The 24,935-nt window shown below is 62.2% G+C and carries 27 protein-coding genes; 9 read left to right on the top strand and 18 right to left on the bottom strand.

What is annotated here, in order from left to right; all coding sequences use genetic code 11:
• Nucleotides 1–29 precede the first annotated feature (29 nt).
• The 6 genes from BUC08_RS12045 to ade all read right to left on the bottom strand — a co-directional run bounded on the left by BUC08_RS12045 (nucleotide 30) and on the right by ade (nucleotide 6,272).
• On the bottom strand, nucleotides 30–1,001 hold the full coding sequence (locus tag BUC08_RS12045) for a GlxA family transcriptional regulator (RefSeq protein WP_037922350.1): 972 nt from the start codon (nucleotides 999–1,001) through the stop codon (nucleotides 30–32).
• Nucleotides 1,002–1,057: 56 nt separating this feature from the next.
• On the bottom strand, nucleotides 1,058–1,462 hold the full coding sequence (locus tag BUC08_RS12040) for a thioredoxin family protein (protein ID WP_037922348.1): 405 nt from the start codon (nucleotides 1,460–1,462) through the stop codon (nucleotides 1,058–1,060).
• Between the two features lie 76 nt (nucleotides 1,463–1,538).
• Nucleotides 1,539–2,408, bottom strand: a complete 870-nt coding sequence (locus BUC08_RS12035) for a DMT family transporter (RefSeq protein ID WP_037922347.1) — start codon at nucleotides 2,406–2,408, stop codon at nucleotides 1,539–1,541.
• A 162-nt stretch (nucleotides 2,409–2,570) separates the two neighbouring features.
• Nucleotides 2,571–2,858 (bottom strand): HU family DNA-binding protein, encoded by a 288-nt coding sequence (locus BUC08_RS12030; protein WP_028955749.1) that lies wholly within the window; start codon nucleotides 2,856–2,858, stop codon nucleotides 2,571–2,573.
• Nucleotides 2,859–3,009: 151 nt separating this feature from the next.
• Complete coding sequence (locus BUC08_RS12025) at nucleotides 3,010–4,473, bottom strand: AMP nucleosidase (protein ID WP_037922344.1); 1,464 nt, start codon at nucleotides 4,471–4,473, stop codon at nucleotides 3,010–3,012.
• Nucleotides 4,470–6,272, bottom strand: a complete 1,803-nt coding sequence (gene ade / locus BUC08_RS12020) for an adenine deaminase (RefSeq protein WP_037922341.1) — start codon at nucleotides 6,270–6,272, stop codon at nucleotides 4,470–4,472. The genes BUC08_RS12025 and ade overlap by 4 nt, the downstream gene beginning before the upstream one ends.
• Before the next feature lie 87 nt (nucleotides 6,273–6,359).
• Here ade and BUC08_RS12015 point away from each other — a divergent pair, with 87 nt between their 5' ends.
• Nucleotides 6,360–6,785 (top strand): arsenate reductase family protein, encoded by a 426-nt coding sequence (locus tag BUC08_RS12015; protein ID WP_037923368.1) that lies wholly within the window; start codon nucleotides 6,360–6,362, stop codon nucleotides 6,783–6,785.
• A gap of 35 nt (nucleotides 6,786–6,820) precedes the next feature.
• Nucleotides 6,821–7,258 (top strand): VOC family protein, encoded by a 438-nt coding sequence (locus BUC08_RS12010; RefSeq protein WP_037922338.1) that lies wholly within the window; start codon nucleotides 6,821–6,823, stop codon nucleotides 7,256–7,258.
• Here BUC08_RS12010 and BUC08_RS12005 read toward each other — a convergent pair.
• Nucleotides 7,210–8,130 (bottom strand): LysR family transcriptional regulator, encoded by a 921-nt coding sequence (locus BUC08_RS12005; protein ID WP_037922336.1) that lies wholly within the window; start codon nucleotides 8,128–8,130, stop codon nucleotides 7,210–7,212. The two genes, BUC08_RS12010 and BUC08_RS12005, sit on opposite strands and share 49 nt — an antisense overlap.
• Before the next feature lie 104 nt (nucleotides 8,131–8,234).
• On the opposite strand from BUC08_RS12005, the gene BUC08_RS12000 reads away from it, so the two are divergent.
• The 4 genes from BUC08_RS12000 to BUC08_RS11985 are packed head-to-tail and all read left to right on the top strand — an operon-like array spanning nucleotide 8,235 to nucleotide 13,007.
• Entirely contained in the window at nucleotides 8,235–8,987 is a 753-nt protein-coding gene (locus BUC08_RS12000; protein WP_037922334.1) for a class II aldolase and adducin N-terminal domain-containing protein, read from the top strand.
• Nucleotides 8,988–9,000: 13 nt separating this feature from the next.
• The gene (locus tag BUC08_RS11995) at nucleotides 9,001–10,161 is read left to right on the top strand and encodes an acyl-CoA dehydrogenase family protein (RefSeq protein WP_037922332.1); all 1,161 of its coding nucleotides are present in this window, start codon (nucleotides 9,001–9,003) and stop codon (nucleotides 10,159–10,161) included.
• A gap of 47 nt (nucleotides 10,162–10,208) precedes the next feature.
• A complete protein-coding gene (locus BUC08_RS11990; RefSeq protein WP_037922330.1) occupies nucleotides 10,209–12,224 on the top strand; it encodes an acetate--CoA ligase family protein in 2,016 nt (671 codons plus the stop codon).
• Nucleotides 12,225–12,227: 3 nt separating this feature from the next.
• Nucleotides 12,228–13,007 (top strand): carnitinyl-CoA dehydratase, encoded by a 780-nt coding sequence (locus BUC08_RS11985; RefSeq protein ID WP_037922328.1) that lies wholly within the window; start codon nucleotides 12,228–12,230, stop codon nucleotides 13,005–13,007.
• Here the strand turns inward: BUC08_RS11985 and BUC08_RS11980 are convergent.
• Nucleotides 13,004–13,630: a class I SAM-dependent DNA methyltransferase gene (locus BUC08_RS11980; protein WP_037922326.1), complete on the bottom strand. Its 627-nt coding sequence runs from the start codon at nucleotides 13,628–13,630 to the stop codon at nucleotides 13,004–13,006. The genes BUC08_RS11985 and BUC08_RS11980 overlap by 4 nt on opposite strands.
• A 76-nt stretch (nucleotides 13,631–13,706) precedes the next feature.
• Between BUC08_RS11980 and BUC08_RS11975 the strand changes: the two genes are divergently transcribed.
• Nucleotides 13,707–14,558 carry an SDR family oxidoreductase gene (locus BUC08_RS11975; protein WP_037923365.1) on the top strand — a complete coding sequence of 284 codons (852 nt, stop codon included), beginning with the start codon at nucleotides 13,707–13,709 and terminating at the stop codon, nucleotides 14,556–14,558.
• A 7-nt stretch (nucleotides 14,559–14,565) separates the two neighbouring features.
• Complete coding sequence (locus BUC08_RS11970) at nucleotides 14,566–15,153, top strand: exopolysaccharide biosynthesis protein (protein ID WP_037922324.1); 588 nt, start codon at nucleotides 14,566–14,568, stop codon at nucleotides 15,151–15,153.
• A 7-nt stretch (nucleotides 15,154–15,160) separates the two neighbouring features.
• Here the strand turns inward: BUC08_RS11970 and dxs are convergent, their stop codons facing one another.
• The 5 genes from dxs to BUC08_RS11945 all read right to left on the bottom strand — a co-directional run bounded on the left by dxs (nucleotide 15,161) and on the right by BUC08_RS11945 (nucleotide 19,514).
• On the bottom strand, nucleotides 15,161–17,089 hold the full coding sequence (dxs, locus tag BUC08_RS11965; protein WP_037922322.1) for a 1-deoxy-D-xylulose-5-phosphate synthase: 1,929 nt from the start codon (nucleotides 17,087–17,089) through the stop codon (nucleotides 15,161–15,163).
• A gap of 14 nt (nucleotides 17,090–17,103) precedes the next feature.
• Entirely contained in the window at nucleotides 17,104–17,964 is an 861-nt protein-coding gene (locus tag BUC08_RS11960; RefSeq protein ID WP_037922320.1) for a polyprenyl synthetase family protein, read from the bottom strand.
• A 3-nt stretch (nucleotides 17,965–17,967) separates the two neighbouring features.
• Complete coding sequence (locus tag BUC08_RS11955; protein WP_028955764.1) at nucleotides 17,968–18,210, bottom strand: exodeoxyribonuclease VII small subunit; 243 nt, start codon at nucleotides 18,208–18,210, stop codon at nucleotides 17,968–17,970.
• 93 nt (nucleotides 18,211–18,303) lie between these two features.
• Nucleotides 18,304–19,005, bottom strand: a complete 702-nt coding sequence (locus tag BUC08_RS11950) for a response regulator (protein ID WP_037922318.1) — start codon at nucleotides 19,003–19,005, stop codon at nucleotides 18,304–18,306.
• Nucleotides 19,002–19,514, bottom strand: coding sequence for a MarR family winged helix-turn-helix transcriptional regulator (locus BUC08_RS11945; RefSeq protein WP_143186732.1), 513 nt, complete (start codon nucleotides 19,512–19,514; stop codon nucleotides 19,002–19,004). Before BUC08_RS11945 ends, BUC08_RS11950 begins: the two co-directional genes overlap by 4 nt.
• 158 nt (nucleotides 19,515–19,672) lie before the next feature.
• Here BUC08_RS11945 and BUC08_RS11940 point away from each other — a divergent pair, with 158 nt between their 5' ends.
• Nucleotides 19,673–20,542: a branched-chain amino acid aminotransferase gene (locus BUC08_RS11940; RefSeq protein ID WP_037922316.1), complete on the top strand. Its 870-nt coding sequence runs from the start codon at nucleotides 19,673–19,675 to the stop codon at nucleotides 20,540–20,542.
• Between the two features lie 87 nt (nucleotides 20,543–20,629).
• On the opposite strand, the gene BUC08_RS11935 is transcribed toward BUC08_RS11940, so the two are convergent.
• The 5 genes from BUC08_RS11935 to aroC all read right to left on the bottom strand — a co-directional run bounded on the left by BUC08_RS11935 (nucleotide 20,630) and on the right by aroC (nucleotide 24,837).
• Nucleotides 20,630–21,586: a cyclase family protein gene (locus BUC08_RS11935; RefSeq protein ID WP_037922314.1), complete on the bottom strand. Its 957-nt coding sequence runs from the start codon at nucleotides 21,584–21,586 to the stop codon at nucleotides 20,630–20,632.
• Nucleotides 21,587–21,672: 86 nt separating this feature from the next.
• Nucleotides 21,673–22,266, bottom strand: coding sequence for a cob(I)yrinic acid a,c-diamide adenosyltransferase (cobO, locus tag BUC08_RS11930; RefSeq protein WP_037922312.1), 594 nt, complete (start codon nucleotides 22,264–22,266; stop codon nucleotides 21,673–21,675).
• 3 nt (nucleotides 22,267–22,269) lie between these two features.
• Nucleotides 22,270–23,211: a DMT family transporter gene (locus BUC08_RS11925; RefSeq protein WP_037922309.1), complete on the bottom strand. Its 942-nt coding sequence runs from the start codon at nucleotides 23,209–23,211 to the stop codon at nucleotides 22,270–22,272.
• A gap of 38 nt (nucleotides 23,212–23,249) precedes the next feature.
• Entirely contained in the window at nucleotides 23,250–23,630 is a 381-nt protein-coding gene (locus BUC08_RS11920) for a hypothetical protein (protein WP_051693962.1), read from the bottom strand.
• Nucleotides 23,631–23,721: 91 nt separating this feature from the next.
• Entirely contained in the window at nucleotides 23,722–24,837 is a 1,116-nt protein-coding gene (gene aroC, locus BUC08_RS11915; RefSeq protein WP_037922308.1) for a chorismate synthase, read from the bottom strand.
• Nucleotides 24,838–24,935: the final 98 nt, after the last annotated feature.

Genomic DNA, 24,935 nt, shown 5'->3' with positions numbered 1-24,935 from the left:
GGTCTGTTCCCCCAAGGTTTAGCGTGGCTTCACGAGGTCCACAACAAATGGCTCCCCCGCATTTCCTGACCGGGGCTGAGGCCAAAGTTGCTGCGGTAGCATTTCGAGAAATGCGACAGCGACTGGAACCCGCAAGCCACGCAAATGTCCGTGACGGTCATGGAGGTCTGTCGCAACAGCCCACGCGCCTTTTCCAGTCGCAGGCTGAGGTAATGCCGCTTGGGTGATACGGACAGGTATTTTGCAAACAGCCGCTCCAGCTGGCGGGTGGACAGGCCAACCAGATCGGCAATCTCGTCGGGGCGCAGCGGGTCCTCAAGGTTGTTGGCCATGGCTTGCAAGGCCAGCGCCAGCTTGGGATTGCGCGCCTCGGCCGGACCGCCTGCCGACATGCGCTGGGCATGTTCCATTTGGCGTGGATGGGTATAGACCATCTGATCGGCCACCCATGTCGCCAAATCCTGCCCGTATTCTTCGCGGATACGCGCCAGCATCATATCCATCGACGCGGCCCCGCCCGCAGTGGTGAACACGCGGCCGTCGATCGCGAACAGACCCTTTTCGATGGTCACATCGGGCAGCAGTTCGCATAGCGCATCGCGGTACTGCCAGTGGGTGACCACCCGTTTGCCTGCCAGCAGCCCGGCCAGCGCCAGCGTATAGGCCCCTGACGACAGCGCGCCGAAATCAATGCCGCGTCGGGTTTCGCGGCGCAACCAGTTCAGCACGGCTTTTGTGCTGCCCGCGCCCGCATGCTCGCCAGCGCAGACCACCAGCGTATCGTCGTGGTGCAGTTCGGTCAGCGGACCGTCCACCACGGTGGTGATCCCGTTGTAGGCAGGCACCGGCGCGCCATCGGCGCTCAGCACCATCCACGTGTAATAGGTCTGTCCCGATGGGTGCAGATTGGCCAGACTCAGCGCCTCGAGCGCGCAGGCAAAGCCAAGCTGGCTGTAGCCAGGGATCAGCAGGAACACATAGCGCCGTGGAACGATTGTCATGACCCGACGCTAGCGCGGGCATCAGGGCGGTGACTGTTCTGAAAACGACCTATGGTTCAACCGGCAGCCAGGGCGGCGTCCATCAGGCCGCGGATCTTCCTGGCGTCGGGTTCGTTCACCAAACGCGCGATTTCGTTGCCGTTTTTCATCACCAACAGGGTAGACCGTCGCGCGACTTTCATCCGCTCGGCCATGCGCGAACGCCCATAGGTGTCCCAGTTTACGTCAATGAACTGCAGGGCGCTGTATTCGGGATTTTCCGAAATCGCCTCGGCAATCAGCTCCTGTTTGATCTGGCAGGTCAGGGACCAGTTCGTCCGAAAATTCAGGATCACCACCTGATCGCTGGCGCGCACTTCGTCCCACAGCGCGGGGCTGAAGGTGCGGACCTGAAAGGCAGAAGCGACGCCAGGCAAGGCAAATGTGGCAGCAGTGGCGGTCAGAAAGGCGCGGCGGTTCATCAAAGGCTCCGGTTGAATACGCAAACAGTCTAACGGCAGCGACGCGCGGGGCTCAATGGTGCGCAATACAGCCGGATCAGGTTTTTGTCGCGCGTGACAGTTGTACCGCAAGAATGCCCAGTCCGATGATCACCACACCCAGAATATCATGCGCGCCCAGCTTTTCGCCCAGCAGGACAGCGGCGACAGCCACGCCAAAGAACGGGTTGAGAAAATGGAAGGTTGCCGCCTTGACGGCACCGATGCGCTGGACCAGCGAAAACCAGATGTAAGTGGCCAGCAGCCCGGGCGCGAACATGGTGTATGCGAACGCGGCAAAGAACTGGGGTGTCGGATTGAATCGAAGCGTTTCGGTCAGTGCCGAAGCCACGGCCAGCACACCGGCGCCCACGAACATTTGCAGGCCGACGACCATCATCAGGTTGCCGCCCGACGACGCGCCGCGCATCGACAGCGTGGCGACGGTCAGCGAGACGGCTCCGAGGATGCACAAGGCGACCCCGCGCATGTCCGCACCGGCGTCCATGCGTGCCGACATGATGATGACGACGCCGACAATGCCCATCAGCAACCCGATCACCCCGAACAGCGGCAGCCTGTCGCGAAACACGATCCAGCCGGCCGCCGCGACCATCAGGGGCATGGTCGACGCGATGATCGACGCCAGCGACGCCTGCACGGTCTGCACCGCGTAAAAGTTCAGCCCCAGATAGATGGCGTTCTGGCACAGGCCGAACACAAAGGTTGCCCGCCACTGGTTCCGGGTCAGGTTCCAGCTTTGGCCCATCATCCGGGCGATGATCACGCCGATGATGCCTGACAGAAAGAACCGCAACGACAGCGCCGCCAGCGGTGACGCATCGGTCACGATGATCCGCGCCGAGGTAAAGGCCGAGGACCAGATAAAGGCGAACACGACGCCCATCAGGATTGCTTTGAAGTCCATGTTGGGTGTCGCGTCCTGTGGTTGTCCGTTCTGGCGACCTTTTCCCAATTGCGGCCAAGGGGCAAGGCGCAGGCTGAGTAATGCAGTTTGATGCCTTATGCCCCGAAACAACAAAGGGCCGCCCGAGGGCGACCCTTTGCCGAAATCATGTCTCAGACAAGATCAGCCGTTCACGCTGTCTTTCAGCGCTTTGGCGATTGTCATTTTGACAACCTTGTCGGCTTCTTTCTTGAACTGCTCGCCGGTGGCAGGGTTGCGCACCATGCGCTCGGGGCGCTCGCGGCAATAGATTTTGCCAACGCCGGGCAGGGTGACGGCACCGCCGCCGGACACTTCACGTGTGATCAGCGCGCAAACTGCATCCAGTGCTGCGCCTGCGGATTTCTTGTCTGTCCCCATGTCCTCGGCCAGTGCGGCGACGAGTTGGGTCTTTGTCATTGGTTTTGCCATTTTATGGTCTCCTTCGTCCGCCCGAATTATAGGGCCTCACGCCCGTAGAGTAACGGAATGTTGTATATGAACACAACGAATAGCGGTTCAAGACAAGCGGTAATCGTTCTTTTTTCGCTTGTTTCTGCCGATTTTCCCCGGATTTCGCCGATCAGAGGAAGGCGGTCTCGTCAAAAGACCTCAATTTCCGGCTGTGAATACGTTCCAAGGGCATCTTGCGCAACCGTTCCATGGCGCGAATTCCGATCATCAGGTGGCGTTGCACCTGTGTCGTATAGAACTCGGACGCCATGCCGGGCAGCTTAAGCTCGCCGTGCAGGGGCTTGTCCGACACGCACAGCAAGGTGCCGTAAGGCACGCGGAACCGGTAGCCGTTGGCGGCAATCGTGGCGCTTTCCATATCCAGCGCAACGGCGCGCGATTGCGACAGGCGGGCGACCGGGCCGGATTGGTCGCGCAGTTCCCAGTTGCGGTTGTCGATGGTTGCAACGGTGCCAGTACGCATGATCCGCTTCAGGTCGAACCCTTCCAGCGCGGTCACCTCGCCCACCGCCTGTTCCAGCGCAATCTGGATTTCTGCCAGCGCCGGGATCGGAATCCAGACTGGCAGATCGTCGTCCAACACGTGATCTTCGCGCAGATAGGCGTGGGCCAGCACGAAATCACCCAAGGCCTGCGAATTGCGCAAACCGGCGCAGTGCCCGACCATCAGCCACGCGTGCGGACGCAGCACCGCGATATGGTCGGTGGCGGTCTTGGCATTCGAGGGGCCGATGCCGATGTTCACCAGCGTGATGCCGCTGCCGTCCTTCCGTTTGAGGTGATAGGTCGGCATTTGCGGCAGCTTGGCCGGTTCGGTCAGCGGCTGGTCACCCGCCGTGATCTGGGCGTTGCCGGTCGAGACAAAGGCGGTATAGCCGCTGTCGGGGTCGTCCAGTTGCGCGCGGGCAAAGGCTTCGAATTCCGAGACATAGAACTGGTAGTTCGTGAACAGGACAAAGTTCTGGAAATGCTCGGGATCGGTTGCAGTGTAATGGGCCAGCCGCGCCAGCGAATAATCGATGCGCTGTGCGGTGAACGGGGCCAGCGGGCCGACGCCATCGCTGGGGGCAAAGGTGCCGTTCACGATGTCGTCACTGGTGGTCGACAGGTCCGGTACGTCAAAGACGTCGCGCAGAGTGAAACTGGCCGCCCCCTGTTGCGGCACCTGAATGGCGGCATCCGAGCCAACGGCGAAATGCACCGGGATCGGCGTGTCCGATGCCCCGATGTGCACGGGCTGGCCGTGATGGTCGATCAGCAGGCCGATCTGCTGGATCAGGTAATTGCGGAACAGGTCGGGCCGGGTGATCGTCGTGGCATAGGTGCCAGGCGTGGGGACGTAGCCAAAGCTCAGCCGCGTGTCGATCTGGGCATAGCTTAGCGTTGTCACGCGCACCTCGGGGTAGAACGCCCGCACGCGCGCATCGGGTGCTCCGTCGGACATCGCACTCAGGAACTGCGCACGCAGGAAGGTTGTGGCAGTGGTGTACAGCTCTTGCAGATAGTCCACGGCGGCGGTCGCATCGGTAAAGCTGCGCGGGTGGCCATCGTCCGGTGTCAGAATGCGGGTCATGTATGTGTCTCTATCACGGGCTTGAATTCAAAGGTACGCACATCGACCAGGCCACGGTCCGAAATGCGCAGTTCGGGGATCACCACCAGCGCCAGCAGCGAATGCTGCATATAGGCGTTGTTCAGCGTGCAGCCACAGGCGCGCATGGCCTCCATCATCGCATCGGCATTGGCGGCGACCTCTTGCGCGGGGCTGTCGGACATCAGACCGGCAATCGGCAGATCCACCAGCGCCAGTTCGGTGCCGTCCTTGAACACGGTGATACCACCCCCAACCTCGCGCAAGCGGTTGGCGGCCAGTGCCATGTTGTCGGCGTCGGTGCCGACCACGATCATATGGTGGCTGTCATGTGCCACGGTCGATGCCATGGCCATTGGACCCGCGTACCCAAACCCCGAGACAAAAGCGTTCACCACACCGCCGGTAGCCCGGTGTCGTTCGACCAGCGCGATCTGACACACCTCACCCGTGGCCTGAACCCGACCTTCGGTGACCGGCAGTTCGAATTGCAGGGCCTTGGTCGGGGCCTGGTTTTCGACCACGCCGATCACGTTGGCAGTGACAGCATTGGCACCCTTGGGGGCGGCAATGCGAAAGTCATCCGCAGTCAGGTCGCGCGCCATGTTCACCGTCTGTCGTGCGGTGTCAGGCCAGTCGTAATGCGGGCAATCAACCGTGATTTCACCATTGATAGAGACTGTTTTGCCCCGCGCGATCACCTGTTCAATCGGCAGAGTTTTCAGGTCCGACGTCAGGATCACATCCGCCCGCCGCCCTGGCGTCAGCGAGCCGATTTCGCGCTCCAGGCCAAAGTGGGTGGCGGTGTTGATCGTCGCCATCTGCAAGGCCACCAGCGGATCGCATCCACACGCGATGGCATGGCGTACAACGCGGTTCATGTGTCCGTCGTTCACCAGCGTGCCGGAATGGCAATCGTCGGTGCACAGGATCATGTTGCGCGGGTCCAGCCCTTTTTCGGTGATCGCGGTGATCTGGCTTTGCACATCGTACCACGCGCTGCCCAGCCGGATCATCGACCGCATCCCCTGCCGCATCCGCGCAATCGCGTCCGCCTCGCAGGTGCCCTCGTGGTCGTCGGCCGGGCCGCCCGCCACATAGCCCGCAAAGGCCGGCCCCAGATCGGGCGAGGCATAATGCCCGCCGACGGTCTTGCCCGCCCGCTGGGTTGCGGCAATCTCGGCCAGCATCTTGGGGTCGGCATTGCTGACACCCGGAAAGTTCATCATTTCGCCCAGACCGATGATGCCAGGCCACGCCATCGCCTCGGCCACGTCCTCGGGCGAGATTTCAAAGCCGGTGGTTTCCATGCCCGGTGCGCTGGGCGCACAGCTGGGCATCTGGGTAAAGATGTTCACCGGCTGCAACAGCGCCTCGTCGTGCATCATCCGCACGCCCTCCAGGCCCAGCACGTTGGCAATCTCGTGCGGGTCGGTGAACATGCTGGTGGTGCCGTGCGGGATGACAGCGCGAGCAAACTCCGCTGGCGTCAGCATACCGCTTTCGATGTGCATGTGCGCGTCACACAGGCCCGGGATCATGTAGCGCCCGTTGGCTTCGATCAGTTCCGTGTCGGGGCCGGTGCAATAGCTGGCGTCGGGCACCACACAGGCGATGCGTCCGTGGGTGATGGCAATGTCATGACCATCCAGAACCTCGCGGGTGTGGACGTTGACCCATTTGCCACCCTTGATAACGGTCTGCGCAGGCGTGCGGCCCGCGGCCACGGCGATCAGGTCGGCGGCCACATCGGGCCATGAGGGGAAGGGGATATGTTCCATGCCCCATTTGTTCCAAAGTCGCGGGCGGGTGCAAGGGGCTGTATTCGCATTCTTGAAAACGTCATGAAACTGCGGCAAAGGCTGTTCATGGATATCGTCATCTTTCACAACGCCGCCTGTGGCACCTCTCGGAATGTGGTGCAGATTGCCCGTGATGCGGGCTATGACCCGACCGTCATCGAATATCTCGACGCCGGATGGACCCGCCCGCAACTGCTGGCGCTATTTGCCGCTGCCGGGTTGACGCCGCGTGACGCGTTGCGCGTGTCCAAGTCTCCGGCGGCTGAAATGGGGCTGCTTGAGGATGGGGTCAGCGACGACACGTTGCTGGACGCGATGGTGGCCCATCCGATCCTTGTCAATCGCCCCATCGTTGCCTGCGCGGGCGGCGTGCGGCTGTGCCGTCCATCCGGTAAGGTTCTGGACCTGCTGCCCAACTGGCCACACGCACCCTATGCCAAGGAAAACGGCGATATGTTGATCGACGCCGACGGTGTGCGCCTTCCGGAATGACTTGACGCGTCGGCGCGGCTTGGTGACGGTGCGGTATGGATTATGAAACCGTTGACGCCGACACCTTTGGCCGCAGCTTGCGGGGCATGGGCCTGAACCTGCTGGTGCGGGATGTGCGGGCGCATGTGGCCTTCTTAGAGACTGTTTTCGAAATGACTGCGCACCGTGTTTCGAGTGATTTCGCGATCATGGTATACGGTGACCAGCTGTTCCAGCTGCACAGTGACGGCACCTATCATTCCAACCCGCTGCAAGGGCTTTTGCCCGAGAACCCGCCGCGCGGCGCAGGGTTGGAAATCCGTCTCTACGACACCGATGCGGATGCGGCTGTTCTGCGGGCGCAGGGCGTCGGGGCCACGATCCTGCAACCCGCGACCGACAAACCACACGGACTGCGCGAGGCATACATCCTGTGCGCCGACGGCTATGCCTGGGTGCCGTCGGGGCCGATATCAGAGCCTGACAAAGGGTAATCTGCAGCCATCTCTGCCTTGATCCACGCGGCAAAGGCGTGCGCCTGCGTGTTGTTCTCCGCCTGCGGCCCCAGTGACAGGTAGTAGGCCTCGTGCATCCGTGCAGATTCGGCAAACGGACGCACAAGGCGGCCCTGTGCAATCGCGTGGGACGCGGCGCAATCATGGGTCATCGCCAGTCCCGCGCCTGCTTCGGCGGCGGCCATGGCGGTGGCCAGAACCTGCGCATGGGTGACACGCGGACCCTGCGCGGTGGGCAGGCCCGCGCCTTCGGCCCATGCGTCCCATGTGGTCAGCATCGCGGTGCAGTAAAACAGGCGGTGCCGGGTGATATCGGCCAGCGACACCTGATAACCGGGCGCGCAAACCGGGTAGAAACGGTCCCAGGTCAGCCGCGTCGCGGGCCGGTCGCGGGCGGGGGCCATCAGGAGCCGGATTTCGATATCTGCCATGTCACCGCGTTCCATCGGGTCCCAGATCGCGGTGTTGATTTGCATGTGCAGGTCGGGGTGGCGCGCATACAGGCGTGGCAGGCGTGGCGCCAGCCAGCAGGTCGCAAAGGTCAGGTTACACTGGACCTGCAAGGCATCCCGCGCATCGCCATCGACCAGCATCCGCGTGCCCCGGCTGAGCGTCTGAAAGGCGTCGCGCACAACGGGCAGGTAATTCAACCCGGTCACCGTCAGTTCCAGCGCCCGTGGGCGGCGATAAAACAGCGGCTGTCCCAGATAGCTCTCAAGCGATTTGATCTGCTGACTGACCGCGCTTTGCGTCATGTTCAACTCGCCCGCCGCTGCGGTGAACGACAGGTGCCGCGCCGCCGCCTCGAAGGCGCGCAGTTGGTTCAGAGGGGGCAGGGCGCGGGTATTCATAATCCAGTCATTAGCATTGCTAATGCTATGGCGACAGTTTTTTCGTTGGCCATCCGGTCCCGCCCTCGCCACCATACGCAAAACCACAACCGGAGAACTGACCCATGTCCGTCACCCAGATACGCCCCAATATGGAACACATGCAGGAGCGCGTGGACCTTGCCGCCGCCTTTCGCTGGACCGCGCGGCTGAACCTGCACGAAGCGGTGGCAAACCATTTTTCGCTGGCAGTGAACGACGACGGGACAAAGTTTCTGATGAACCCCAACCAGATGCATTTTTCACGCATCAAAGCGTCGGACCTGATCGAGATGGATGCAAATGATCCCGACAGCATGGTCGGCGTCGATGCAGATCCGACCGCCTGGGGCCTGCATGGCGGCATCCACCGTCACTGCCCGCACGCACGCTGCGCGATGCACGTCCATTCGATCCATGCCACGGTGCTGGCATCATTGGCCGACAGCCGCCTGCCGCCCATCGACCAGAACTGTGCGACTTTCTTCAACCGCTATGTGATCGACGATGGCTATAACGGCCTGGCATTCGAGGACGAAGGCGAACGCTGTGCGCGCCTGTTTGATGATCCGAAGAAAAAGGTCATGATCATGGGCAACCATGGCGTGATGATCATTGGCGATACAGTCGCGGAAACCTTTAACAGGCTCTATTACTTCGAACGCGCCGCCGAAACCTATATTCGCGCGCTGCAAACCGGACAGCCCTTGCGGGTTCTGTCGGATGAGGTCGCGGAAAAGACTGCTCAAGAGGTCGAAGACTATCCCGAGCAGGATTTGCGCCATCTGGCCGAGCTGAAAGCCATCCTTGACGAAGAAGGCTCGAACTACGCGAGCTGATAGGAATACACACATGATTTACGGTCTGACGGACGAGCAGACGATGATTGCGGACACCGTCCGCAGCTTTGTCGAGCACGAGATTTACCCGCACGAGGAACTGGTGGAGCGCACGGGCGAAGTGCCCGCCGAGATTGCGCAGGAGATCAAGCAAAAGACACTGGATCTGGGATTCTACGCCTGCAACTTCCCCGAAAGCGTCGGCTGCGCGGGGTTGAACCATGTTGAGTTTGCGCTGGTCGAGCGCGAGTTGGGACGCGGGTCGATGGCGTTGAACCATTTCTTCGGGCGGCCCCAGAACATCCTGATGGCCTGCGAAGGCGAGCAGATCGACCGTTACCTGATGCCCGCCGTGCGTGGGGAACGCATGGACGCGCTGGCGATGACCGAGCCGGGGGCCGGGTCGGACGTGCGCGGGATGAAGTGCAACGCGGTGCGCGATGGCGGTGATTGGGTGGTGAACGGCACCAAACATTTCATTTCGGGCGCGGACCATGCGGATTTCATCATCGTGTTCATCGCCACGGGCGAGGACCAGACGCCAAAAGGCCCTAAAAAGAGGATTACGGCCTTTCTGGTGGATCGGGGAACGCCGGGTTTCACCATTCGCGATGGCTATAAATCGGTCTCGCATCGCGGCTACAAGAACATGATCCTCGAGTTCGACGATTGCCGGCTGCCCGACGCGCAGGTGCTGGGCGAGGTGCATGGCGGGTTCGAGGTGATGAACACCTGGCTGTACGCCACCCGAATCACCGTCGCGACCATGTCCGTGGGCCGCGCGCGGCGCGTGTTCGACTATGCGCTGAACTACGCCGCCGAGCGGGAACAGTTCGGGCAGAAGATCGGCAAGTTTCAGGGCGTGTCTTTTCAGCTTGCTGACATGATCACCGAGATCGACGCCGCCGACCTGCTGACACTCGCCAGCGCCGACCGGCTGGACAAGGGGCTGCCTGCGAACCGCGAGATCGCCTCGGCCAAGCTGTTCGCCAGCGAGATGCTGGGGCGGGTGACAGATGCCGCGATACAGGTGCACGGTGGGATGGGGTTGATGGACGACTATCCGCTGGAACGGTTCTGGCGCGACGCGCGGGTCGAACGGATCTGGGACGGGACAAGCGAGATCCAGCGTCACATCATCAGCCGCGAGCTGTTGCGTGCCCTGGGTGCGTAAACGGGGGGCAGGCCCCCGGGGTACATCCAGACAAAAGAGGGTGCAGTATGGCGCGTGATCTGTCGCGGTTGTTGCGACCAAGGTCGATTGCCGTCGTGGGCGGTGGCGCCTGGTGCGCGCAGGTCGTAAAACAGTCTCTGCTTATGGGGTTTTCGGGCGATATTCATATCGTTCACCCCAGGGGAGCGGTCATCGAGGGGATCGCTTCGGTGCCTACGGTCGAGGATTTGCCACAGGTGCCTGACGCGGTTTTCGTGGGTGTGAACCGGCATGTTGCGATTGACGTCGTGGGGCGGCTGGCCCGGATGGGCGCGGGCGGGGCGGTATGCTTTGCCTCAGGCTTTGCCGAGGCCGCGGCAGAGGATGCCAGCGGGACGGATTTACAGGCGCAACTGGTGGCCGCAGCGGGTGATATGCCCGTGTTAGGGCCGAATTGTTATGGCTACATCAACGCACTGGACGGTGCGTTGTTGTGGCCTGACCAACATGGATGTCCGCGCGTGGACAGCGGTGTGGCGATCCTGACACAAAGTTCGAATATCGCGATCAACCTGACGATGCAGCAGCGCGGGTTGCCGGTGTCCTATGTCGTGGCCTGTGGAAACATGGCGCAGACGACGCAGGCCGAAATTGCGCTGGGGTTGCTGGATGATCCGCGTGTGACGGCGATCGGGCTGCATATCGAAGGGTTCGGTGATACCGCTGCGTGGCATCGGCTGGCTGTTCTGGCAGCGGAACGCGGCGTGCCGCTGATTGCGCTGAAAGTCGGCGCGTCCGAGCAGGCGCAGCGGGCGACGGTGTCCCACACGGCGTCGCTTGCGGGGGGCGATGCGGGCGCCGGGGCCTTGCTGGCGCGGTTGGGGATCGGGCGCGCGCGCGATCTGCCGACCTTTGTCGAGACATTGAAGCTGTTGCATGTGGCGGGGCGGCTGGATGCGCCGACGCTGTCGTCTGTCAGCTGTTCTGGCGGCGAAGCGAGCCTGGCCGCCGATACGGCGCACGGCCGAGCGGTATCCTTTCCGGCTCTGACACAGGGGCAAAGGTCCGCTTTGCAACAGGCATTGGGTTCGATGGTCGCGCTGTCCAATCCGCTGGATTACAACACGTACATCTGGCGCGATGCGCAGGCTATGACGCGGGCCTGGGCACCGATGGCGGCGGATCATATCGGGCTGACCCTGCTGATCGTGGATTATCCGCACACCGATGCGAAGGATTGGGAATGCGCGACGCTTGCGGCTTTGGGCGTGCGAGCACAGACGGGACGGCCCGTGGCTGTGGTTGCGACCTTGCCCGAGCTGATGCCGCTGGAAGTCGCGCAGAGACTGATAACAGGTGGGGTCGTGCCGATGAACGGGCTGACCGAGGCAATAGCCGCCGCCGAGATTGCGGCGCATCTGGGCGCGCCTGTTGCGGTGGTCCCTTTGCGATCCGGGGCCGCGCGGGACGGAGAGACATTGAGCGAGGCACAGGCCAAGGTGGCCCTGGCCGAGCACGGCGTGGCTGTGCCAAAATCAGTCTCTGCACAAGGGAAATCTGTCCCTGATCTGACCGGGCTGATCCCACCCTTTGCCGTCAAAGGGCTGGGGCTGGCCCACAAGACCGAGGCAGGCGCAGTGCGGTTGAACGTAGCCGCGGAGCAGGTGGGCGCGGTCCTTGCGGACCTGCCGGGCACAGGTGCAATCATCGAAGAGATGGTGACCGATGGTGTGGCCGAGTTGTTGGTGGGGGTGACCCGAGATCCGGCGCACGGGTTTGTTCTGACGCTGGGCGCCGGTGGCGTGTTTACCGAGATACTGGCCGATACCGTTTCCTTGCTGGTGCCTTCGGACGAAGGCGCAGTGAAACAGGCTCTAACAAAGCTAAAATGTGCCCCGTTGCTGTCTGGCTATCGTGCCAAACCTGCCGCTGACATTGACAGCATCGTGGCCGCTGTCATGGCGGTGCAATCCTATGTGATTGCACAGGCCGATGTGATCAGCGAGGTTGAGATCAACCCGCTGATCTGTACCCCGACACGCGCCGTTGCTGCCGACGCGCTGATCCGAATTGCAAAGGACTGACCAATGGACCCGATCAAGACCCGCCGTGAAGGCGCAATTCTGCACGTGACGCTGGACCGCCCCAAGGCCAATGCAATTGATCTGGCGACCAGCCGGATCATGGGGGATGTCTTCGCCGATTTCCGCGATGATCCTGAATTGCGTGTCGCGATCATCACTGGCGGCGGGGACAAGTTCTTTTGCCCCGGTTGGGACCTGAAGGCGGCGGCGGACGGGGATGCCGTGGACGCGGACTATGGCGTCGGTGGCTTCGGCGGCTTGCAGGAGCTGCGCGGGATGAACAAGCCGGTGATTGCAGCCGTGAACGGGATTTGCTGCGGTGGCGGGCTGGAACTGGCGCTGAGTGCCGACATGATCCTGGCGGTGGATCATGCGCAGTTTGCGCTGCCCGAGATCCGGTCTGGCACGGTTGCGGATGCGGCCAGCGTCAAACTGCCCAAGCGGATTCCCTATCATATCGCGATGGAACTGCTGCTGACCGGGCGCTGGTTTGATGCGGCCGAGGCGCATCGTTGGGGGATCGTGAACGAGGTGTTGCCCGCCGATGCGCTGGCGGACCGCGCATGGGAGCTGGCGCGGCTGCTCGCGTCAGGCCCGCCGCTGGTCTATGCCGCGATCAAGGAAATCGTGCGCGATGCCGAGGATGCCAAGTTCCAGGATGCGATGAACCGGATCACGGGTCGGCAGTTGCACACGGTGGATGCACTTTATGCCTCCGAGGATCAGCTTGAGGGGGCGAAAGCCTTTGCCGAGAAGCGTGATCCCGTCTGGAAGGGGCGCTAACGCTTGATCCAGCTGGCGACGCGGGCGATGTCGCGGGCGTGGACGCCGGTGGTCTCTGGGCTGTAGATCGGGACGTCTGTCAGGGTCAGATCCTGAATATCAGGCTCTAACAGGGCAAATTTCGCGGCAAAGCCCTGGGCTGCAAAGTGCTGTGCGTTGATCGAAAGGGTGATGCGGCCGCCGGGTCGGACGACGCGTATCACCTCGTCCAACGCATCTGGGCCGACGTGGCCGGTGGTAAAGGTGCCGCTGCTGGTGGCCCCCGCATAGGTGGCGTCGGCGATATCCAACCCCTTCAGAATGTCGCCGGTGAAAAGCTTGCGATAGATGCCCTTGGTGCCCGCAACTTCCAGCATTTCCGGCGAAATGTCGGTGCCATCGACAGGTGTGATTCCCTGGGCCGTCAGTGCCGCACCGCACAGGCCGGTGCCTGCGCCCACGTCCAGAACCGGCCCCGTGCCGCCGTGAAGCACGAACAGCGAGGCCACTTGCATGTGCAAAACATAGCCGCTCGCGCTGGCGAATGTGGTGTCATAGGTTTTGGCCCAGCGGGCATACAGTTGCCGCGAATCCTCGGGTGTTTGCAGGGCATAGGCGGCGTTCAGGTCTGGATCATCGCTCATGCGGTACATGCTGGCGTGCGCGTGCTTTGGGTGCAAGGGGCTTGAACGTGGCACTGTGGCGGGGCACCTATTGCAGATGAACAAGACATTGCTTTCATTCGGACACGGCTATTCGGCGCAGGCATTGGCGGCGGTGCTGATTCCGCAGGGATGGCGGGTGATCGGCACCACGCGCACCGCGGAAAAGGCCGATGCTATCGCGGCGACAGGTGTTGAGCCGCTGATCTGGCCGGGCGGGGATGTGATGCCCGCGCTGGCCGAGGCCACGCATGTGTTGATCTCGGCAGGGCCGACGGCGGATGGCGATCCGGTTTTGAACGCGTTGCACGCGGCAATCGCATCCAAGGCCAGCGAACTGGAATGGCTGGGTTATCTGTCGACTACGGGCGTTTATGGGGACCACGCAGGCGATTGGGTGGATGAGGAAACGCCGCTGACCCCCACCACCAGACGCGGACAGATGCGCAAGGACGCAGAGGAGGCATGGCGCGCGATCCCCGGCTTGCCCCTGCATATCTTCCGGCTGGCTGGCATCTATGGCCCCGGTCGCGGACCGTTCGAGAAGGTGCGCCAGGGCACGGCAAGGCGTATCATCAAGCAGGGTCAGGTGTTTTCCCGCACCCATGTCGAGGATATCGCACAGGTTCTGGCGGCCTCGATTGCCCGACCTGCGCCAGGCACGGCCTATAACGTCTGTGACGACGACCCCGCGCCACCGCAAGAGGTGATCGCCCATGCCGCGACGCTGCTGGGGCTGCCTGTGCCGCCTGCAATTCCCATCGAACAGGCAGAAATGACCCCGATGGCGCGCAGTTTCTATGCGGAAAGCAAACGCGTGCGGAACGAACGGATCAAGTCTGCGTTGGGTGTACGGCTGCGCTATCCCACATACCGCGAAGGACTGGCCGCCCTTTTGAAAGACGGCTGATTCTGGAATGTCGAAATCCAATGACAAGACGTTGACGCATCTGCTGGATGCGATTGACGAGGCTGCGGACGGGACAGTTGTGTGCATGCGCGAGATACTGGCCGCCATCGGTGACCGGTCCATCATGCCCCTGGTGCTGGCGGTCTCGATCCTGATCGTGTCCCCGTTGTCGGGCATTCCCACGGTGCCGACGCTGTCGTCGGTGATCCTGCTGGTGCTGATGGCGCAAGCTTTTGGGCGGCGGCGGCATTTGTGGCTGCCCGAGATCCTGCTGCGGCGCGAGCTGGCGGCGCATCGGGTTCTGACAGCGACGGGGTGGTTGCGCAGGCCCTGTGCCTGGCTGGATGCACATTCGCGGCCCCGTTTGCGGGTCCTGACCTCTGGTATGCTGCGACCGCTAACCTTGGTGGTCTGCATGCTGACAGCTGCGACCTTTCCGTTTCTGGAAATCCTGCCCTTTGTGTCGTCATTCTGCGCCGGCGCGATTGCGATGATCGCATTCGGCGTCATCACCCGCGACGGTCTGTGGGTGCTGGCAGGCTATGTGCAGGTTGCGGTTCTGGCCAGCATCGCGGTCTGGGCCAGGCCGGGGTAAAGCCTGTTCACGCCCGTTCCGCACCGATCTGTGACACGCCCAGAACGTTCAACACCTTGGCCTCGATGTCCTTGGCGCTGAGTTGTGCGGTTGCGTACATGTCGGCAGGGCTGGACTGGTCGATGAAGATGTCGGGCAGCACCATCGACCGGAACTTTAACCCATCGTCGAACACGCCCTCGTCCGACAAAAGCTGTGCGACATGGCTGCCAAAGCCGCCAACGGCACCTTCTTCGATGGTGATCAGCGCCTCGTGATCGGCGGCCAGTTGCAGGATCATGTCACGGTCCAGTGGCTTGGCAAAACGGGCGTCTGCGACGGTGGGGGTGATCCCCTTGGCAGCCAGGCTTTCGCAGGCGGCTTCGACCTCGCTCAGGCGGGTGCCAAAAGACAGGATCGCCACGCGCCGACCTTCACGGATCATGCGTCCCTTGCCGATCTCAAGCGGGGTGCCGCGTTCTGGCATCTCGACGCCGGTGCCTTCGCCTCGCGGAAAGCGGAAAGCGATGGGGCCGTCGTCATGGGCGGCGGCGGTGGCGACCATATGCGCCAGCTCTGCCTCGTCCGCGGCGGCCATCACCACGAAACCGGGCAGGTTCGCCAGAAATGCCACGTCAAAGGCGCCCGCATGGGTGGCCCCGTCGGCGCCCACCAGCCCCGCACGGTCGATGGCAAACCGCACCGGCAGGCGTTGGATCGCCACATCGTGCACCACCTGGTCGTAACCGCGTTGCAGGAATGTCGAATACATCGCGCAGAACGGTTTCATACCGCCCGCAGCCAACCCGGCCGAGAAGGTTACGCCATGCTGTTCGGCGATGCCGACATCAAAGCAGCGGCTGGGATAACGTTCGGCAAACAGGTTCAGCCCGGTGCCATCGGGCATGGCAGCAGTCACCGCGCAAATCCGGTCATCGGCGGCGGCCTCTTTCAGCAGATGCTGGGCAAAGACGCTGGTGTAACTGGGCGCATTGCTGGGTGCTTTTTTCTGTTCGCCGGTGATCACGTCGAACTTGGCGCGGGCGTGCCCCTTGTCGGCAGCCTGTTCGGCGGGGCCATAGCCCTTGCCCTTCTTGGTCAGCACATGGATCAGGATCGGGCCGGTGGCGCGCGCCTTGACTGTGCGCAGCACGGGCAGAAGCTGGTCCAGATCGTGCCCGTCGATGGGGCCGATATAGGAAAATCCCAGCTGTTCGAACAGGGTGCCGCCCACGGTCATGCCCTTGAGCAGGTCCTTGGCCCGGCGTGCCCCTTCGCGGAAGGGGGGCGGCAGCAGGCTGACCGCCCCTTTGGCGGCGGCTTTCAGGTCCTGGAACGGCTCCTCGGCGTAAAGGCGGGACAGATAGGACGACATCGCGCCCACGGGCGGGGCGATGGACATTTCATTGTCGTTCAGGATCACGATCAGACGCTTGCCCAGATCGCCCGCGTTGTTCATCGCCTCATAGGCCATGCCCGCGCTCATGCTGCCGTCACCGATCACTGCAATTGCGTCGCCAAGTCCCTCGGGCGTTACACCGCCCAGATCACGCGCCACGGCCAGGCCAAGGGCGGCGCTGATCGAGGTGCTGGAATGCGCTGCGCCAAACGGGTCATAGGGCGATTCGCTGCGCTTGGTGAAACCGGACAGCCCGTCCTTTTGGCGCAGGGTGCGGATGCGGTCGCGGCGTTCGGTCAGGATCTTGTGCGGATAGCACTGGTGGCCCACGTCCCACACGATCTTGTCGCGTGGCGTGTCGAACACGGCGTGCAGGGCCACGGTCAACTCGACCACACCCAGACCCGCGCCCAGATGGCCGCCGGTGACCGACACCGCAGACACGGTTTCACGGCGCAGCTCGTCGGCCAGTTGCAACAGCTGGCCGTCGCTGAGGTGTTTCATGTCAGCGGGGCGCTGGATGGTATCCAGCAGCGGGGTGTTTGGACGGTCCGTCATGGGGCGGCCTTCTGTCATTTCTCGCGGCGGATGACAAATGCGGCAGTTTCGCGCAGCACGTCGGCATCCGGTCCATATGTATCTAGGGCGTCGCAGGCAGATTGCACCAGTTCTGCCGCGCGGCGTTTCGCCCCGTCCAGACCCAGCAGCGACACGAATGTGGCCTTGCCGGCATCGGCGTCCTTGCCGGTGGCCTTGCCCACGGTGGAGGCATCGCCGGTCACGTCCAGCACATCGTCGGCGATCTGGAACGCCAGCCCCATCGCTTGTGCATAGGTCCGCAGCGGGCTGGTGTCTGCGCCGGCCATGCGTGCACCGGCACAGGCCGACCATTCGATCAGCGCGCCGGTCTTGCCGCGTTGCAGGTATTCGATCTGGTCCAGCGTCAGCGGCACGTCGGCGGTTTCGGCGGCGATGTCCAGTGCCTGACCCAGCACCATGCCGCGCTGTCCGGCGGCCAGCGCCAGCGTATGGGCCAGATCGGCGCGGGCCGGGCCGACCGTGTCGTGGGTAACCAGTTCGAAGCTGAGCGCATGCAGCGCGTCACCGGCCAGCATGGCGGTGGCCTCGTCCCATTTGACGTGCACGGTGGGCTGGCCCCGGCGCATGTCGTCGTTGTCCATGCAGGGCAGATCGTCGTGGACCAGTGAATAGGCGTGCATCGCCTCGATCCCCGTGGCGGGCCATATTGCCGTGGCGGCGTCCAGCCCGTGCAGCCGCGCCGATTCCAGCACCAGAAAGCCGCGCAGCCGTTTGCCGCCCTGGGTGGCATGCGCCATCGCATGGGTGACGGGCACATCGTCCAGACTGTTCAGAACGGTGTCGAATTGCGATTGAATCTGCGTGGCGGCCTGCGCCAGCCGGTCGGAGAACATGGGTTACTGAATGTCGGCGGGGGTGGTGCCCGTGGGGTTGCCGTCGCTGTCCAGCGTGATCGCGGCGACCTTTTCCTCGGCCTCTTTCAGCTTGGCCTCGCAGCGGGCCTTGAGGGCGGCACCGCGTTCGTACAGCGTGATCGACTGATCCAGCGCCACGTCGCCGCGCTCAAGCTGGCCCAGAACCTGTTCCAGTTCGGCCATCGCCTGTTCAAAGCTCATCTCGGTCACGGGTGTGTCGGTCATCGCGGGCCTCATGGTTGTGCAAGCGTCAGCATAGCGGCCTTCGCCACCCGATGCCAGACGCCGGGACCGCAGTTTTTGTGCAGAAAGTTGCCGTCAGTCCGGAGCCAGCATATAGCCCGCGCCGCGCACGGTTTGCAGATAGCGCGGCTGTTTCGGATCGCTTTCGATCTTGCGGCGCAAGCGGGTGATCTGCACGTCGACTGCGCGCTCTTGCGCCTGTCCCCGGTCGCGGCCCAGTTCCTCGACCAGCTTGGCACGGCTGATGGGGTTGCCGGGCTGGGCGGAAAAAATCTTCATCAGCAGCATTTCGGTGCCGGTCAGGCGCACGATGTCCTGTCCTTGCCACATCTCACCGCGTTCAATGTCATAGCGGATGTCGCCCAGTTGCAGGATTTTCGGCATACTGTCCTGCGCAGGCGTGTCGGGCATACGTCGCAGTACGGCATTGATGCGCAGCAACAGTTCCTTGGGTTCAAAAGGTTTTGGCAGGTAATCATCGGCCCCGGCTTCGAACCCTTCGATGCGGGCGTCGGTTTCGCCGCGCGCGGTCAGCAGCAGGATCGGTGTCGTCTTGGTTTCGCGCAGCGACCGGCACAGGCTGAGGCCATCTTCGCCCGGCATCATTACATCAAGAATGATCATGTCGAAGTCCAGCCCCGTCAGGATGCGCCGCGCGTGTTGTGCATCGCGGGCTGCGGTCACCAGAAAGCCGTTGCGGATCAGGAACTTCTGCAACAGCGTCCGAATGCGTTCATCGTCATCGACAACCAGCAAATGCGCGTCAAAATCGCTCATGCGCCGTTTTCCTTCAGGCGGGCATAGGCGCGGCGCATTTCGGGGTCCATCATCGCCTCGAGCACACGGCGAAAGCCGCCGACGGCGTCCGGTCCGGCCTCGCGGAAGGCGGTGCGCATACGGGCGCGTTGGGCATCGGACAGTTTCTGTTCCAGGGCGTGGCCATCCTCGGTCAGGAAAAGGTGACGCTCGCGTTTGTCATGCTGGCCCACGCGGCTTTCCACCAGGCCGTCGGCAATCAGGGTGCGCAAGACGCGGTTCAAAGACTGTTTGGTGACGCCCAGAATGTTCAGCAGGTTGTTGACCGTGGTGCCCGGCGCGCGGTTGATAAAGTGGACCGCGCGGTGGTGGGCGCGGCCATAGGCAAGGTCCGCCAAGATGCGATCAGGATCGGCCGTAAACCCGCGATAGGCAAAGAACATTGCCTCAATGCCCTGCCGCAATTGTTCGTCTGTCAGGAACAGAAGGCTTTCGCCGCCCAGTCCCGCACCCATGCCGGTGTCACGCATATTCGTGGCCTCGCTCGTCCTGTGTCGTGGGCAGCTTACGTCAGTGTTGTTGACATTCCAAGTGCCAAGGGCTATCGAATCGCATGTTTTGCGCAATAAAATGTCCACACCGGACGTAAAATCGCAATATTAGGAAAAATAGGAAAAGGATGTGACCGATGTCTGGCGCATATGATGATCGTGACGGCAAGATCTGGATGGACGGAAAGCTGGTCGAATGGCGCGACGCCAATGTCCATATTCTGACCCACGCGTTGCATTATGCGTCCTCGGTCTTTGAAGGCGAGCGGTGCTATGACGGCAAGGTTTTCAAGAGCCGCGAGCATTCGCAGCGCCTGCTGAAGTCGGGCGAGCTGATGGATATGGCGATCCCCTATACGGTGGACGAGATCGAAGCCGCCAAGCGTGCGACACTGGATGCCAATGGGCTGACCAATGCGTATCTGCGCGTCGTGGCGTTCCGGGGTGCGGGCGAGGATATGGGCGTTGCCGCATCGCGCAACCCGATCCGTATGGCCGTTACCGCCTGGGAGTGGGGCAACTACTACGGCGACGCCAAGATGAAAGGCGCCAAGCTGGACATCGCCAAGTGGAAACGCCCCAGCCCCGAAACAATCCCCGTCGCAGCCAAGGCGGCAGGTCTGTATATGATCTGCACCATGTCCAAACACGCGGCAGAGGCCAAAGGGTGTTCGGACGCCATGTTCCTGGATTATCGCGGCTATGTGGCCGAGGCGACCGGCGCGAATATCTTCTTCATCAAGGATGGTGAAGTGCATACGCCGCTGGCGGATTCGATCCTGAACGGGCTGACGCGCCAGACCGTGATCGGCATGTTGGAAGACCGCCAGATCAAGGTGCACCAACGCCACATCATGCCCGAAGAACTGGAAGGGTTCGAACAGTGTTTCCTGACCGGGTCGGCGGCCGAAGTGACCCCCGTGGGCCAGATTGGCGACTACAACTTTGAAGTTGGTGCGCTGACCCGCGAAGTCGCGGAAGGCTACGAAAAGCTGGTGCGCGCTTAAGCGCCTAAGGGGGCGCTGCCCCCGGAGTTTATCCGGCAAGATGAAGATGCGGGCGCGCGCCATTGGTTTGGCCGCGCCCGTTTTAATTTAGTACAGGGCGACGGGGTTGATCATCGCCTGAACTGTGCCACGGATGCGGGCCTGGCCCAGCACGAACATGAATTCATTCACGCCGTCGTCCAGGATCGGTCCTGTGTTCATCGTCTCGAGAATGTAGATCCCGTTCTTTTGCAAGAAGATGACGTGACCATAGAATGTACCATCGCCTTCTACGGCTGGCACGGCCTCAAGCCCCCAGGTGTCCGCGCCCACAGCCATCGGGTCCAGCGACGCCACATATTCCGCGCCTTCGTTGGTCAGGCCGGGTTCACCGGACACCCAGGCGGTGGGGTCCTGTTCGAACATGCCTTGGGTCCAGCCGGTGTGGAACATGATGATATCGCCGGGGTTCATGGTGACGTTCTGCGCCTCCATCGCGGCCTTGATGTCCTCGGAGCCAAAGCCCTGACCGGCTTGCATCACGTCGGTGCCAAAGTGTTTGGCCATGTCGACGATCACGGCGCGTGCGACCAGCGGCGGCACGTCATGGGTGCCCAGTTTGGTCAGGCCGGTGATGACGCTGACCTCTTTTTCGTCCAGGCAGTTATAGTAGAGCCCATTTTCACCAAGATGGCCCAGCCCGTCCAGCTGTGACCCGATACCGATCCAGGTGTACAGGATGTCGTCGTTGTAGTTTCCGGGATAGCCGAAAGCCTCAAGCTTGACGCCGCCCTGTTGGTTCGGCTGCACCACTTGCAGGCTGAGCGAGCGCGGGGCAAAGGCGGGTGTCTTGGCGTCAATGGTGATCCCCAGCGGCATGGATTTGCCCTGTTTGATCAGCTTGGCCGCTTCCAGCGTGCGTTCGGCGCTGATGTGATTGGCGGCGCCGATGGTGTCTTCTGCACCCCATTTCGACGGGGCGCATGTGCTGTGGGCGTCCGCGAGCACGTTTGTTGCCGTCAGCGCCAGTGCTGCCACAGCGGCAAATGTTGTTTTAAATTGCATTGTTAGTCCTCCCTGAAACGTCACGAGAATCGTGTGACGCCAGGAAAGCCTATCACAGGTTGATCTACGGGCGACGTAACGCAGCGTCAGAAGTCGATGCCGCGCTGCGCCTTGATCCCCGCTTGGAAGGGGTGTTTGACCTCGGTCATTTCGGTGACCAGATCCGAATAGTCCATCAATTCAGGCTTGGCATCGCGGCCTGTCAGGATCACGCTGGTGCGGTCGCTGCGAGCCTTGAGTCCGTCGATGACCGCGTTGATGTCCAGATAATCATAGCGCAAAGCGATGTTGATTTCGTCCAGCAGGATCAGGTCATAGTCACCCGAGGCCATCATTTCGCAAGCCTTGTCATAGGCAGCGGTGGCGGCAGCAATGTCGCGGTCGCGGTCCTGGGTGTCCCAGGTGAAACCTTCGCCCATGGTGTGCCATGTCACTTCGGGTAGCTTCTTGAAGAACTGGCGTTCGCCAGTGATCCACTTGCCCTTGATGAATTGCACTACGCCGACGGTCTTGCCCCAGCCAAGCGCGCGGATGGCAACGCCGAAGGCCGACGAGGATTTGCCCTTGCCGTCACCGGTGTGAACCAGGATCAGGCCGCGACCGGGGTCTTCGGTCTGGGCGATCTTTTCGCGTTGCTTCGTTTGCAGTTCCTGCATCTTGGATTTGTGGTCGTCTGTCATGTCTTAGCCCTTTGGATCGGTCACGGCGCGGGCGCGGCCACGTTCGAGACCCAGTTGTCGTTCACGCCAGATGATCAGCACGCCGCCAGTCACCACCAGCATTGCACCGGCCACCGTGGACCATGTGGGGATTTCGCTGAAAATGACAAAGCCGATGGCGGTGGCAAAAATCAACGAGGAATAGTCGAAAGGCGCCAGCATCGAGGCCGCCCCGAAACGGAAGGCGCTGGTCATCAGGATTTGCGCAACGCCACCAATCAGGCCCGCGCCGACCAGAAGTGCGATGTTTTCAGGTGACGGCATGACCCAGCCAAAGGGCACAGTCAGCAGCGACAGCACGGTGGCGGTCAGGGAAAAGTAGAACACGATGGCAGCGGTGTGTTCGGTCTGGACCATACGGCGGATGTGGATTTGCACCAACCCACGCACCAGCGATGCGCCGAGAATGGCCAGAACGCCCATCAGGGCTGCGTGGCTCATGTCGCCGGCACCCAACGTCAGGTTTGGCCAGATCACGATCAGCACCCCGACCAAGCCCAGACCGACAGCGGTCATGCGGATGGCGCGTACTTTCTCGTTCAGCAGGAAAATCGCAAACAGGACGGTGAACAGCGGCGTGGCATAGCCGATGGCGGTCACTTCGGGCAGGGGCAGCAGGCCAAGGCCGGTAAAGGTCAGCGTCATTGCCGCCGTGCCGAACAGGCCGCGCCAGACGTGTCCCATGGGGTTCTTTGTCACCAGCCCGTGGCGCAATTCGCCGGTTTGCCACAGCCACGCCAGAATGACCGGAATGCAGAAGAACGAGCGAAAGAACACGGCTTCGCCCGACGGCACTTCGCGGACCGCGATCTTGATCATTGCGGACATCACCATGAACAGGAAAACGGACAGCAGTTTCAATGCTACAGCTGTTCCGGGGCGATGTTCGATCAAGGGTATCGGCATGCGACACCCTTGATGGGTCAGTGACCCGTTTGCAAGGGTCAGTTTAGTTTTGCGACAGCCAGTGCGGAGTTGTCGGCGGGGTTCCAGATCCAGACCTCGTCATAGTCCGAAACATTGAACGACTGACCGGCGGAATAGTCTTGGGAGCCTTCGACAGATTGCAGCGCACCCATGTCGGTATCGGCGTCGAGGGTTCCGTTGCGGCCAAAGCCCACGTGTGCGTCCGTCGCGCCGTCCAGTTTAAAGTCGCGCATCAGTGACACACCTGCGTTCGTCACAACGACAACGCCGCTGGCGGTCACGCCATTGCGCCCCTGAAAGGTGCCTTCTCGGCCAGACGTGTCCTGCGCGAATGCAGGCAGCGCCGCAGGCAGCAGGGCGCAGATGGCAAGTGCGGTGGTGATAAATCGACGGTTCATGATGCATCCTTTCGACACAACTTTGAACATATGTAGTGCAGCCCTGAGAGATTCCCAGATGCCGCCCACAGTTCGTCCATACTGTGACATTTCAGCCGATGCGCCCGCGGTTTTCGCCGATCTGCCCACCGACCTGACCGCGATGCAGCAGCATATGGTCCAGAAGTACGCAGGCCATCATCGCCTCGCCCACCGGTACGGCGCGGATGCCGACACAGGGGTCATGGCGGCCCTTGGTGATAATCTCGGTTTCCGCGCCGGCCTTGGTGATGGTCTTGCGGGTTTTCAGGATCGACGAGGTCGGTTTCACGGCAAAGCGCACGACAATGTCCTGTCCGGTGCTGATCCCACCCAGAATGCCGCCCGCGTGGTTGCTGGAATAAGACGGCTTGCCGTCGTTGCCCATGAAAATCTCGTCGGCGTTCAGCTCGCCGGTCAGCATCGCGGCGGACATGCCTTCGCCAATCTCGACACCTTTGACCGCGTTGATCGACATCATGGCGGCGGCCAGATCGGTATCAAGCTTGCCGTAAACCGGCGCGCCAAGGCCTGCGGGTACGCCGCGCGCGACCACTTCGATGATCGCACCGACGCTGCTGCCGGATTTGCGCAGGTCGTCAAGGTAGTCGGCCCAATCAGCGGCGGTTTGGGCGTCGGGAGACCAGAACGGGTTTTGTTCGATCTGGTCCCAGTCGAACCGGCTGCGGTCGATCTCGTGGGCGCCCATTCGGGTCATGTAGCCGGTGATCTGCACGTCCGGGGCAATCGCCCGGATCGCCTCGCGTGCCAGACCGCCCGCCGCCACGCGCGACGCGGTTTCGCGGGCGGACGACCGGCCACCACCGCGATAGTCGCGGATGCCGTATTTCTGCCAATAGGTGATGTCGGCGTGACCGGGGCGGAACTTGTCCATGATGTCGCCGTAGTCTTTCGACCGCTGGTCGGTGTTCTCGATCATCAGCTGCACCGGCGTGCCTGTGGTCTGGCCTTCGAACACGCCTGACAGGATGCGGACCTCGTCGGCCTCGCGGCGCTGGGTGGTGTACTTGTTCTGACCCGGTTTGCGGCGGTCCAGCCAGTGCTGGATCATCGCCGCGTCCACGGGCACGCCCGGAGGGCAGCCGTCGACCGTCGCACCCAAGGCAGGTCCGTGGCTTTCACCCCATGTGGTGACGCGGAAGAGGTGGCCAAAGCTGTTGATCGACATCGCGGTCTCCTTTGGCCCAAGGCCATAACGGCACGCGCGCATCGGCTCAAGAGTGATTGACCGGTGCGGTTCAGCCTGTACCGTTCTGAAACGCCATC

The sequence above is a fragment of the Pseudosulfitobacter pseudonitzschiae genome, from assembly GCF_900129395.1.
GTDB classification, from domain to species: Bacteria; Pseudomonadota; Alphaproteobacteria; order Rhodobacterales; family Rhodobacteraceae; genus Pseudosulfitobacter; species Pseudosulfitobacter pseudonitzschiae.
This window is presented reverse-complemented; position numbering and strand designations above follow the sequence as displayed.